Source organism: Paraburkholderia sp. UCT31 (assembly GCF_014397655.1).
Lineage (GTDB): Bacteria > Pseudomonadota > Gammaproteobacteria > Burkholderiales > Burkholderiaceae > Paraburkholderia > Paraburkholderia tuberum.
The window spans coordinates 198071-209355 of the sequence record NZ_VZQP01000003.1 but is presented as its reverse complement, the minus strand read 5'-3'; the positions used below and the strand labels follow the sequence as shown (position 1 = coordinate 209355).

10 protein-coding genes and 2 pseudogenes are annotated in these 11285 nt (G+C 65.2%); 8 read left to right on the top strand and 4 right to left on the bottom strand.

The window, feature by feature from the left end:
• The first annotated feature begins 47 nt into the window (after positions 1–47).
• The 5 genes and pseudogenes from F6X40_RS03290 to F6X40_RS43155 form a co-directional block, all read left to right on the top strand.
• Complete coding sequence (locus F6X40_RS03290) at positions 48–1775, top strand: methanol/ethanol family PQQ-dependent dehydrogenase (RefSeq protein ID WP_187626801.1); 1728 nt, start codon at positions 48–50, stop codon at positions 1773–1775.
• A gap of 117 nt (positions 1776–1892) precedes the next feature.
• The gene (locus F6X40_RS03285) at positions 1893–3164 is read left to right on the top strand and encodes a c-type cytochrome (RefSeq protein ID WP_187626800.1); all 1272 of its coding nucleotides are present in this window, start codon (positions 1893–1895) and stop codon (positions 3162–3164) included.
• A gap of 86 nt (positions 3165–3250) precedes the next feature.
• Complete coding sequence (locus tag F6X40_RS03280) at positions 3251–3565, top strand: high-potential iron-sulfur protein (RefSeq protein ID WP_187626799.1); 315 nt, start codon at positions 3251–3253, stop codon at positions 3563–3565.
• Positions 3549–3803, top strand: a pseudogene (locus F6X40_RS43160) (RNA polymerase sigma factor region1.1 domain-containing protein); the annotation flags it as partial. The gene F6X40_RS03280 and the pseudogene F6X40_RS43160, both read left to right, overlap by 17 nt.
• Before the next feature lie 271 nt (positions 3804–4074).
• Positions 4075–4183 (top strand): annotated as a pseudogene (locus F6X40_RS43155) (dihydrodipicolinate synthase family protein); the annotation flags it as partial.
• A 204-nt stretch (positions 4184–4387) separates the two neighbouring features.
• On the opposite strand, the gene F6X40_RS03270 reads toward F6X40_RS43155, so the two are convergent.
• From F6X40_RS03270 to F6X40_RS03255, 4 genes are all read right to left on the bottom strand, one after another.
• Positions 4388–4708: a type II toxin-antitoxin system PemK/MazF family toxin gene (locus F6X40_RS03270; protein ID WP_090804212.1), complete on the bottom strand. Its 321-nt coding sequence runs from the start codon at positions 4706–4708 to the stop codon at positions 4388–4390.
• Positions 4702–4950 carry an AbrB/MazE/SpoVT family DNA-binding domain-containing protein gene (locus F6X40_RS03265; RefSeq protein WP_187626797.1) on the bottom strand — a complete coding sequence of 83 codons (249 nt, stop codon included), beginning with the start codon at positions 4948–4950 and terminating at the stop codon, positions 4702–4704. The genes F6X40_RS03270 and F6X40_RS03265 overlap by 7 nt, the downstream gene beginning before the upstream one ends.
• Positions 4951–5176: 226 nt before the next feature.
• Positions 5177–5584, bottom strand: coding sequence for a GFA family protein (locus F6X40_RS03260; RefSeq protein WP_187626796.1), 408 nt, complete (start codon positions 5582–5584; stop codon positions 5177–5179).
• 30 nt (positions 5585–5614) lie between these two features.
• Positions 5615–5899, bottom strand: coding sequence for a hypothetical protein (locus F6X40_RS03255; protein WP_090804206.1), 285 nt, complete (start codon positions 5897–5899; stop codon positions 5615–5617).
• Between the two features lie 82 nt (positions 5900–5981).
• On the opposite strand from F6X40_RS03255, the gene imuA reads away from it, so the two are divergent.
• From imuA to F6X40_RS03240, 3 genes are read left to right on the top strand one after another with little or no spacing between them, the layout of a single operon-like run.
• Positions 5982–6689 carry a translesion DNA synthesis-associated protein ImuA gene (imuA, locus tag F6X40_RS03250; RefSeq protein WP_184029676.1) on the top strand — a complete coding sequence of 236 codons (708 nt, stop codon included), beginning with the start codon at positions 5982–5984 and terminating at the stop codon, positions 6687–6689.
• Positions 6619–8088, top strand: coding sequence for a Y-family DNA polymerase (locus tag F6X40_RS03245; RefSeq protein ID WP_187626795.1), 1470 nt, complete (start codon positions 6619–6621; stop codon positions 8086–8088). Before imuA ends, F6X40_RS03245 begins: the two co-directional genes overlap by 71 nt.
• 19 nt (positions 8089–8107) lie before the next feature.
• Complete coding sequence (locus F6X40_RS03240) at positions 8108–11257, top strand: error-prone DNA polymerase (RefSeq protein ID WP_187626794.1); 3150 nt, start codon at positions 8108–8110, stop codon at positions 11255–11257.
• Positions 11258–11285 lie beyond the last annotated feature (28 nt).

Below are 11285 nucleotides of genomic sequence, written 5' to 3'. Positions count from 1 at the left end.
GCGACGCCTCTCCCGGCACTGCATCGACAAACACTCAGGAGACGACCATGAAGAACCGTTCGCCCGCCGCAGGCCGGCTGGCTGTCCTTGGAGCGAGCATCGCGATCGCGATGGCACTGAACGTGGCTGCGGTGCACGCCGCCCCGGACTACCCCGCCGTGACCTACGAGCGCCTCGCTCAAGCACAGAGCGACCCGGGCTGGCTCACCTACTACCGCAGCTATAGCGGCCAGTCACATTCGCCACTGAAGCAGATCGATGCATCGAATGTCGCCGGGCTCAAGGAGGCCTGGAGCTATCAGTTCCCCGCGGAACTCAAGCAAGGCTTCGAAGCAACCCCGATCGTCAACGGCGGCTACCTTTTCGTCAGCACGCCGAAAGACAACGTCTATGCATTCGATGTCAAGAGCGGCACGAAGCTCTGGAAATACGAGCCGAAGCTCGGCGCGGAATCGTTCAAGACCGCATGCTGCGACGTAGTGAATCGCGGCGTCGCGCTGTATGGCAAGAACGTCTACGTGGCCATGCTGAGCGGCGAGGTAGCCGCGATCGACGCGCAGAGCGGCAATGTCGTGTGGAAGAAGCAGATGTTCGAACCGGGTCTCGGCTACGCGTTCTCGCTCGCGCCGCTCGCGCTCGACGGCGCGATCGTGGTCGGTACATCAGGCGGCGAGTATGGGATTCGCGGCTATATCGCCGCACTCAATCCCGACGACGGCTCGATCATCTGGAAGCGCTATACGATCCCGAATGCCGGCGACAAGGGCGGCGATACGTGGCCCGACGGCATGCAGGAACATGGCGGCGGCGCGGCGTGGCTGACCGGCACCTACGACGCCGCCACGCGGACGCTGTACTGGGGCGTCGGCAATCCGGGACCGTGGCTCGCCGCGCTGCGTCCCGGCGACAATCTGTACTCCGATTCCCTGCTCGCGCTCGATCCGAAGAACGGCGACCTGAAGTGGCACTATCAGTACACGAGTAACGACACGTGGGACTACGACGGCGTCAACACGCCGGTTCTTGCCAACATCAGCTACAAGGGCAAGCAGTATGACGCCATCATCCATGCCGACCGCAACGGCTTCTTCCACGCGATCGACCGCAAGACCGGCAAGCTGATCTACGCGGAGCCGTTCGTCAAGGCGCTGTCGGTGACGGGCTATACCGCCGACGGCAAACCAGTTCAGGACGCCAGCCGGTTTCCCAAGGCCGGCACGACGATCAACACCTGTCCGAGCTTTCTCGGCGGCAAGAACTGGTGGTCGACTTCCTACGATCCCGAGCGGCACATCGCGGTGGTGCCCTCGCTGCATGCGTGCATGAGCCTGTCCGGCAAGTCGGTCAGCTACATGGAGGGTCTGCCCTACCTCGGCGAAGGCTTCGAGATCCAGCCTGAACCGGGCAGCCAGGGTTATGGCGAGCTTCAGGCCATCGATGTCAATACGGGCAAGAAGCTGTGGGGTCACTGGACCAGGATGCCCTGGAACGGTGGCGTCGCCACCACGGCCAGCGGCCTCGCCTTCAGCGGCTCGCTCGACGGCCATCTGTACGCGTTCGACGTGACGACGGGCAAGGTGCTGTGGGAGAGCCCGCAACTCGCGAGCGGCATCGTCGCGCAACCTTCCGTGTTCGAAGTCGACGGCAAGGAATACGTGGCCGTGCTCGCGGGCTACGGCGGTGCGAATCCGATCTGGGGCGGCCCGATGGCCGACGTCGCGAAGGACGTTCCGCGCGGCGGCACGCTGTACGTGTTCGCGCTCGATCGCAGCTAGGCGCAGCCACCGCACCCTCGTCGTTCTGCCCATCCGGCCTTCGCAGCTGCATCTTTCCGCGCCCGCACGCAGCCCATGCGGGCTGCGGTGTTCCCGCCATCACAGGAACGCACCATCATGAACATTCGATTCACTCACCTTGCTCTCGCCAGCGCGCTCGTCGCCGGCGCCGCACATGTTGCCGCCCAGGCGGCCGCGCGGACGTCTCCTAGCGTCCGCGTGTGCACGATGCCCGGCAGCCCTTCGGCCGAGCTGGACAAGTCCGTTGCACGCGCGGTGTTGAGCGCGGCGGGCATTACCGCGACATTCGCGCCGCGCGGCATCGACGACGACGGCGGCGACGACGGCATCTCCGCTCGCGAGCTCTCGACATCGCTGCAGCGCAACTGCGACGTGATCGCGGGCTTTCCGCGTTCGAGCGTGGCCGACGGCTCCGACTCGCACCTGCTCTTTTCCGACAGCTATCTGCACTCCGGTTACGTCAGCGTCACGCTGCGCGGCGCCCATGCGGCCAACACCCCCGTCGCGGCGCCGGACGGCAAGATCACCATTGCCGCCACCTGGTCGAGCCCGTCGCAACTGATCGCGGTCCAGCAGAAGAATGCGCGCTTCGATCTGGAAACCACCTCCGAGCTGACCGTCGACGCCCTCGCGAAAGGGCGCGCCCAGCGCGCGATCGTCTGGTACCCGGCCGTGGTGGCGTATCGGCATGCGCACCCGCAGCAGCACTTCGAGGTTGCCGTCGCCGAGTCGCCCTATGCCGACTGGAATCTGGTGTTCGCGTCGGGGCCCGACACGCAGCCGCTGCAAAAGCGCATCGATGACGCGCTCACGCGTCTGCGCAGCGATGGCCGGCTCGCAGCGCTCACGCGCAACTGGGCGCTGCCAACCACCCTTGCGAGCGGTTCGGCGACCACGGCCAGCACTCACGCGAATCTCGCGCGCTATCTCGACGGCCCGACCCAGGCGTCGCCGCGTGCGGACCTATGGCGCGTGGGCGGCATGCCCGCCGCCGGCGGCTTCATCAAGGTTGCGGCGACGACCGAGACACCGTCGTTCGATCACGATCAGGTCACCCACGGTGAACATCTGTATGCGGATTCGTGTGCGAAATGCCACGGCGAGAAGCTCGAAGGCAACACCGCGCCGTCGTTGATCGGACCGGCCTTCGCGCCAGCGGCGAACTCGCATCTGACGATCGGCGGCATTTACCAGTACATGTCGACCAACATGCCCGCGGACCATCCCGGCAAGATGAGCGACGAGGAGTACGCCGATCTGATGGCCTTCCTGCTCTATACGAATGGCTACGACACCGGCAGCGCGAAGCTGACCGCGCAAGCCGCGCAATCCTCGACCACACCGCTGAACGCCGGACCGCGCCACTAACACGTTGCTTCGCACCGCATTACGACGCCACGCCGCTTCAAGCGAATGCGGCATGGAGGACACATTTCTTTTCTCAGGGCATCATCATGGTCTCTCACAACCGCAGACACTTCATTCTCCAGGCCGCGGGCCTGTGTGCCGCGCTCGCCAGCGCCGACCTCGCGTTAGCCGCGCCGCCCGCCGTCGATGAAAACGACGCCACGCCCAGCTCGCTCGGCTATCGTGCGAAAGCGAGCAGCGTCGACGCCGCGAAGTTCCCCAAGTACCACGCGGGCCAGACCTGCGCGAACTGTCGTTTCTACACTGGCGCAGCGGGCGACTCCGCCGGACGGTGCCCGATGTTCCCGGGCAAATCCGTTTCGGCCGACGGCTGGTGCAACGTCTATGCGCCACGCGTTTGAGCGCTGGTTTGTGGGTGCGCCGCCAAGCGGCGCACGCGCGATGGCCGCGGCCGATGCCGTGATCGGTCCGTCGGACGGGGACGCGTCGGCCCCCCTTCAGGCGCTGATCGAACTCGGCCTCACGCGTGGCTTCCTCACCCGCGGCGACATCGTCGACGCCCTCCCGCAGCATGCAGCCGACGACGCTCCAATCGCCGCGGCAACGGTGACGCTCCGCGAGTTGGGCATCGCCGTGCGCGAAGCCGCCGCTACGCAAGCGGCATGGGCGCCCGAGCGGCATTTTGCGAACGCTGACGCCGTCTCCGGTCGGATGATGCTGCGTCGCAGCCGCGGCGGTGTCGTCCATCGGTCTCGCCGCTTCGCTTGCCCTCGCGCCAGAGACGTGCTCGCTGAGCCGGCAAGAGGCGGCATCGCTGAATCACTAACCCGCTCACCGGCGTGCCGTTGCCGATCAGGCAACGGCACGCCCATCGTCTCGACTCCCGTTTCCCTCTATCCGGAACAACATCATGAAATTCGAAGGCATCTACACCCCTGCTATCACGCCGTTGACCGCGCAAGGGCAAATCGACAAGACGCCCTTTGCCGACGTGCTCGAATCGCTGATCGCGGCCGGCCGTATGAGCGTGTCGATGGGCCGCGAGTACCTCGAGACGGTCTGCCATGCATCGAAGACCAGGACGATGCTCTGCCAGCCGCCACATGCATTCCTTCGATCCAGACGTTCGAGTTGTCGACGTAAAGTAGGTTTGCCATCTTCAATCTGTCCAGATCGGCTACCGGCCGGCGTGCGGAGCGCTTGCGCGCCAAGTACTTTCCCCTTCATTCAGCGAACACTTCCTGCAACGTTCTCAGGGTGTCCATCAAAGTATTCCCGGCAACAAAACCCTCTTTCTTGACCAGCCGCACCTTATCAACGGTGCGAATTTGGTCTAGCAAAATCAATCCTTGCTTTCGCTTGAAAGTCACCGGCACGCGGAAGGGCGCGGGGCGGCCCTTCGAGGTCATCGGGGCGACAATGACCGTGCGAAGGTGATCGTGCAGTTCAGGCGGAGAGACTACGACGCAAGGACGTGTCTTTTGGATTTCGCTACCTAACGTCGGATCGAGAGCAACTAGCCAAACCTCGCCGCGCACTACCACGTTATCTCCGCATCACCTGCGTTGCCGAACTCACCCATCACCAGTGCGTCGTCGCCGGTTTCCGCAACCCGTTTGCTTGCAACGGCCCAGCCTTCGCGCACAGCTTTCTGCGGACGACGAATTACTAGCGCGTCGTTCTCGACTTCCATGTCTACCTCATTCTCTAAACCAAGCTGGGCAAGTATCGGCTTGGGGATCAACACCCCTTGCGAGTTGCCCATTTTGCGAATCGTCGTTTTCATGGCTATACCGTATATACAATGTTATACCCAGCCTAATGCGAGGTAAACACAATGTTATTACATTTTTCGAGGTTTTGAAATGCATCTAGCGCGCGCTCAGTCGTACAACGCGTCAAAGCCCGCTATCGCCTCGCGGCGATCCTTCAAGCCCGAGTTCGCCCAGTTCACGTCCGAACGCCATCAACTGGATGCCCACCATCCGCGAAGAGCGCCCTGACCGGTGCAATCAAAGGTGCCGTGTTTGCGCGGGCGGATTGCCCCAGTCGTCGTGCAGCCCATCACGATAGGTGACTGGCGCATTCAACGCCGCATCGAGATCGAGTTCGTCAATGCACATGATGTTCACGTTGATATACGGATACCCTGTGCCGTTTGGCATATCGATGCGATCGAATACGTGGACCCCGCAGCGTTTGCAGAACGGGTGATGCGCGACCGCACTGTGCCCCTGATATTCGCTGAGCGCGGCTTCATCCGAAAGAAGACGAAAATCTTCCCGGCGAACCTGCACGTGCCAGAATCGCAGCCTGCTGCAGTAGCTGCAATTGCACTTCGACGTGCCCTCGTCGAAATCGATGCGAGCCTCGAACTTCACGAATTGGCAATGGCAACTTCCGAGGTACGTGCGCAACATGGGGTTCTCCGGGGTTGAGGGCCGCTGCCATTATGGACGGCACGACTTCGCGCTGCCAATGCACGAGCCGTCGCAACCCTCGCAGTAATGGCGGTCGCGCACCGCGCGATCCACGCGCCAGACGTTCGCCGCAACCGGCGCCGCCGTCCCCGCCGAGCGTCCGTTTTCCCGCGCATGAAACGTCGGCTCGCCCGCCTTGCCGCGGCGAATCGCTTCATCGATGTCCGGCTCGCCGAACACCGCTTTCAGTTCGGCCACGAACGCCGCGATCTCCGGCATCGGATGCCCGGCTGGCTTGCGCACTCGCATGTCCATGAACCCGCCCCCCAAAAAGTGCCTGTTCGCTATCTCATAAAACCATGTAGGATACTGTATATCCATACAGGTATTTTCGCAAATGACAGCCGCCCTGCCAGCACCGGAAGCCATTCACCCGTCCTTGTGGCGGGCGTCCCAGCTTGGCGCTGGCCGCGGCCGCAGCGTCGATACCGGTTATCCGGCCCTGTCGGCGGAGTTGCCCGGCGGTGGCTGGCCGCTCGGCGCGCTGGTCGATCTGCTCGTGCAGCAGGCCGGCGTCGGCGAACTGCGGCTGTTGCAGCCGGCGCTCAGCGCCGTCGGCGAGCGTCCGCTCGTCTTCGTGCAACCGCCGCATACGCCGGACGGCCTCGGGCTCAACTACATCGGCCTGTCGCTGCAGCAGGTGCTGCGGATCAATGCGCCGAAAACCGCCGACGCGCTGTGGTCCGCCGAGCAGATCCTGCGCGCCGGCAGTTGCGGCGCGCTGATCTTCTGGGCGCAGTACGCGCAGGCGTCCTCGCTGCGCCGTTTGCATCTGGCCGCGCAGTCGTCGGAGACGCTTTTCATCATGGTGCGGCCGCTCGCCACCGCGCAGGAGGCATCCCCCGCGCTGCTGCGGCTCGCGCTCAGGCCATCGGCCGAAGGCCTGACCATCGACATCGTGAAACGACGAGGGCCCGCTCGCGCAGAGCCCCTGTCGATTCCCCTTCAACCCACTCCCGTTCTGCTTTCCCGACATGCGCGTCTTTCTCGCCGTTCATCTGCCAAAGTTGCCGCTCGAGGTCTTCAGACCGAAGTGGTCGCCTGAGCCCGCGCATGGCTGCGCGGTGCTGGAGAAAGACAAGGTGGTCATGGCCGACCCCGCCGCGCGCTCGGCAGGCGTGCGTCCGGGCATGAAGCGCGGCGGCGTGCTGACGCTGTCGCCGCAGACCGAGATGTATGAGCGCGATAGCGGCCGTGAAACGGCAGCCCATCGCGAGGTGGGTATCGCGCTGATGCGCTTCTCGCCCGAAGTCGCGCTGCTCGATGAGGCGACGGTCGTCGTCGAGATCGGCGCGAGTTTGCGGCTCTTCGGCGGCCTGCTCGCGCTGTGCCGCGATACGAAAGCCATCCTCGACGCGCTCGGCTTCACCGCGCGCATCAGTGCCGCGCCGACCGGCCAGGGCGCGTGGCTGCTCGCGAAGTTCGGCAACCGGCGCGTGCTGAAGCTCGCGTCGCTCGACCAGCGCCTGTCCGCCCTGCCGATGCTCGCCGTGCCCGAAGTCCGCCCGTTCGCCGACTGGTTCACGGGCCTCGGTTGCGAGCTAATCGCCGATCTGCGCCGCCTGCCCCGCGCCGGCTTGCAGCGCCGCTGCGGCGAACATCTGCTCGACTCGCTCGACCGCGCGTTCGGGACCGCGCCCGAACTGTTCGACTGGCTCGAACTGCCACCCACGTTCTCGGCGCGCATCGAGATGCCGGACCGGCTCGAACACGCGGATGGCGCGGTGTTCGGCGCGCAGCGCCTGATCGTGCAACTGTGCGGATGGCTGTGCGCAAAACAGCTCGCGCTCACCGGCATTCGCCTGTCGCTCGAACACGAGCGCGGACGCGCTGCGATCGAGCCGACCACGATCGACGTCGCACTCGGCGAGCCGACCTGGCGCGAAGAACATCTGATGCGCCTGCTCAAGGAGCGGCTGCATCGTATCGAGCTCGCCGCGCCCGTGATCGCGTTGCGGCTCGACGCGTCGAACGTCGAGTCGGCCGCGCCCGCGTCCGACACGCTGTTTCCCCAACCGGGCGGCTCGCAGGAGGATCACGCGCGGCTGCTCGAACTGCTGGTCGCGCGGCTCGGCGAAGAGAACGTGCTGAAACCCGCGCCGAGCGCCGATCATCGTCCGGAGATCGCGAACCGCTGGCTGCCGGTGTCGCAGCCGGTCAAGCCCGGCCCGCTGCCGCAGAATCTGCCCCGCCCGACGTGGATGCTCGACACGCCCGTGCGTCTGCTGATGCGCCAGCACCGCCCGTTCTATGGCTCGCCGTTGCGCATGGTGTCGCCGGGCGAGCGCATCGAGAGCGGCTGGTTCGACGGCGAGCTCGTCACGCGCGACTACTTCGTCGCGCAGGCGGACGACCAGAGCTGCTACTGGATCTACCGCGAGCGCGTGAGCAGCCGCGACGCGGAAGAAGAGCAACGCTGGTTCCTGCATGGCCTGTTCGGCTGATAGGCGCGGATGAGCGGCCATGGACACCACCTTCACGATGCTGCCGGCGTATGCCGAGCTGTTCTGCTTTTCCAACTTCACGTTTCTGCGGGGCGCGTCGCACGCTGAGGAACTGGCCGAGCGTGCCGCGCAACTCGGCTACTCCGCGCTCGCGATCACCGACGAATGCTCGCTCGCGGGAGTCGTGCGCGCGCATGTCGCGGCGAAAGAAGCGAAGCTGCCGTTCATCGTCGGTTCGTATTTCCGGCTCGTCAACGCCGATGGTTCGCCGGCGTTCGGCCTGATCCTGCTCGCCCGCAACCGCAACGGCTACGGCAATCTGTCCGAGCTGATCACGCTGGCGCGCATGCGCGCGCCCAAGGGCGAATACCGGCTCACGCCGCAGGATCTGTCGCGGCCGGAGAAGGAGTATCGCCACCTGCTCGGCATGCCCGACTGCCTCGCGATTCTCGTGCCGGATTTCCCGGCCAGCGAAGACGCGCTCGATGCGCAGGTCGAATGGCTCGACGAAACGTTCACGGGCCGCGCATGGGTCGGCCTCGTGCTCCATCAACGCGCGATGGACGACCTGCATCGCGGCGCGGTCGAGTTCGTCGCGCGCAGCCGCGACGTGCCCGTCGTCGCGCTCGGCGAAGTCGTGATGCACGTGCGCTCGCGCAAGCCGCTGCAGGACACGATGACCGCGATCCGGGTCGGCAAACCGGTCCATCAGTGCGGCTATGATCTGGCGCCGAACGCCGAGCAGCATCTGCGCTCGAGGTTGCGGCTCGCCAACCTGTACCCGCAAGACGCGCTGGCCGCGACGGTCGACATCATGAGCCGCTGCACGTTTTCGCTCGACGAGCTGCGCTACGAGTATCCCGACGAGCTGGTGCCGGCCGGCCATACGCCGGCCTCGTATCTTCGTCAGGAAACCTATGTCGGCGCGCAGCGGCGTTTTCCCGCGGGGATTGCGCATCACGTGCAGCAGCAGATCGAGCACGAACTCGAACTGATCGCGGACCTGCAGTACGAGCCATATTTCCTGACCGTCTACGACATCGTCCGCTTCGCGCGCAGCCAGCACATTCTGTGTCAGGGGCGCGGGTCGGCCGCGAACTCGGCGGTCTGCTATTGCCTCGGCGTGACCGAGGTGGACCCCGCGCGCGGCAACATGCTGTTCGAGCGCTTCATCAGCAAGGAGCGCGGCGAGCCGCCCGATATCGACGTCGACTTCGAGCACCAGCGGCGCGAAGAAGTGATCCAGTACATCTATCGCAAGTACGGCCGCGACCGGGCGGCGATCGCGGCGGCGGTGTCGACCTATCGTCCGCGTGGTGCGCTGCGGGAAACGGGCAAGGCACTCGGCGTCGATCCGCAGATCGTCGACGCGGTCGCGAAGTCGCATCACTGGTTCGATACCAGTCGGGATCTGCTCGCGCGTTTCGCGGAATCCGGCCTCGATCCGAACCAGCCCCTGATTCAGGCCTGGGCGAAGCTCGCCTCGCAACTGCTGAATTTTCCGCGCCACCTGTCGCAGCATTCGGGCGGCTTCGTGATCAGCCGCGGCAAGCTCACCCGGCTCGTGCCGGTGGAAAACGCGGCGATGGCCGACCGCTCGGTGATCGAGTGGGACAAGGACGACCTCGAATCATTGGGCTTGCTGAAGGTCGACGTGCTCGCGCTCGGCATGCTGTCGGCGATCCGGCGCACGCTCGACCTCGTTTCGGAACAGCGCGGAGAACGTTTCGAAATGCAGGACATCCCCGCCGAGGATGAGGCGACCTACGCGATGATTTCGGCCGCCGATACGGTCGGCGTGTTCCAGATCGAATCGCGCGCGCAGATGAGCATGCTGCCGCGCATGCGGCCAGAGAAGTTCTACGACCTCGTCATCGAAGTCGCGATCGTGCGGCCCGGTCCGATTCAGGGCGGCGCCGTGCATCCCTATCTGCAGCGCCGTCAGGGCTTCGAGCCCGTGACCTATCCGAGCGACGCGTTGAAGACCGCGCTGGGCCGCACACTCGGCGTGCCGATCTTCCAGGAGCAGGTGATGCAGGTGGCGATTCTCGCGGCCGGCTTCACCGCCGGCGAAGCCGACCAGCTGCGACGCGCGATGGCCGCGTGGAAACGCAAGGGCGGACTCGAAAAATACTATGACCGCATCGTGCTCGGCATGCAGGAGCGCGGCTACGACCAGGCCTTCGCCGAGGCGATCTTCGAGCAGATCAAGGGCTTCGGCGAATATGGCTTCCCCGAAAGTCACGCGGCCAGTTTCGCGCTGCTGGTCTATGCGAGCAGCTGGCTCAAGCGTCACGAACCCGAAGCCTTTCTCGCCGCGATGCTGAACAGCCAGCCGATGGGCTTCTATTCGCCGTCGCAACTGGTTCAGGATGCGCAGCGGCACGGCGTCACGGTGTTGCCGGTCGATGTGACGATCAGCGGTTGGGACTCCTCGCTCGAACACCGTGCGGGGGCGACGCGCCCCGCCGTGCGTCTCGGTCTTTCGCTGCTGCGCGGCATGAAGGACGGCGCCGCCGAACGGATCGAGAACGCGCGCGCGGTTCGCCCGTTCGCGAGCGTCAACGATCTCGCGCGCCGCGCGCAGCTCGACCGCAAAGACCTGCATGCGCTCGCGGATGCGAATGCGTTGGCAGCGCTCGCGGGAAACCGCCGCGAAGCGCTGTGGCAGTCGGTCGTCGCGGTGCCGGACAAGGATATGCTCGCGGCCGCGGCGACTCAGGACGAAACGCCCGAACTGGGCGCACCGAGCGAAGCGAACGACATCGTCGCCGACTACCGTTCGCTCGGCCTGACGCTCAACCGCCATCCGCTGGAACTGCTCCGGCCGCAGTTGCTCGCGAACCGGCTGATGCCGGCCTCGACGCTGCGGACCTATCGCGACGGCCGCCTCGCGCGCGGCTGCGGACTGGTGACGGTGCGTCAGCGTCCCGGCACGGCCAAGGGCGTCGTGTTCGTCACGCTCGAAGACGAGACGGGCAACGTCAATGTGATCATCTGGCCGAGTCTGCTCGAAAAACAGCGCAAAGAAGCGTTGGGCGCCGCGCTGCTCGCCGTATACGGCACGTGGCAGTGTCAGGGAGAAGTACGGCACCTCGTCGCGCAGCGGCTCGTCGACATGTCTCATCTGTTGGGCGAGTTGCAAACGACGAGCAGAGACTTCTGCTGACGCGAGCGCGCAAATGCGTATCATCGGA

Coding starts and splice junctions, on each gene's coding strand:
- F6X40_RS03290 (WP_187626801.1), top strand. CDS start 48: ATGAAGAACCGTTCGCCCGCCGCAGGCCGGCTGGCTGTCCTTGGAGCG.
- F6X40_RS03285 (WP_187626800.1), top strand. CDS start 1,893: ATGAACATTCGATTCACTCACCTTGCTCTCGCCAGCGCGCTCGTCGCC.
- F6X40_RS03280 (WP_187626799.1), top strand. CDS start 3,251: ATGGTCTCTCACAACCGCAGACACTTCATTCTCCAGGCCGCGGGCCTG.
- F6X40_RS03265 (WP_187626797.1), bottom strand. CDS start 4,950: ATGAAAACGACGATTCGCAAAATGGGCAACTCGCAAGGGGTGTTGATC.
- F6X40_RS03260 (WP_187626796.1), bottom strand. CDS start 5,584: ATGTTGCGCACGTACCTCGGAAGTTGCCATTGCCAATTCGTGAAGTTC.
- F6X40_RS03255 (WP_090804206.1), bottom strand. CDS start 5,899: ATGGACATGCGAGTGCGCAAGCCAGCCGGGCATCCGATGCCGGAGATC.
- imuA (WP_184029676.1), top strand. CDS start 5,982: ATGACAGCCGCCCTGCCAGCACCGGAAGCCATTCACCCGTCCTTGTGG.
- F6X40_RS03245 (WP_187626795.1), top strand. CDS start 6,619: ATGCGCGTCTTTCTCGCCGTTCATCTGCCAAAGTTGCCGCTCGAGGTC.
- F6X40_RS03240 (WP_187626794.1), top strand. CDS start 8,108: ATGGACACCACCTTCACGATGCTGCCGGCGTATGCCGAGCTGTTCTGC.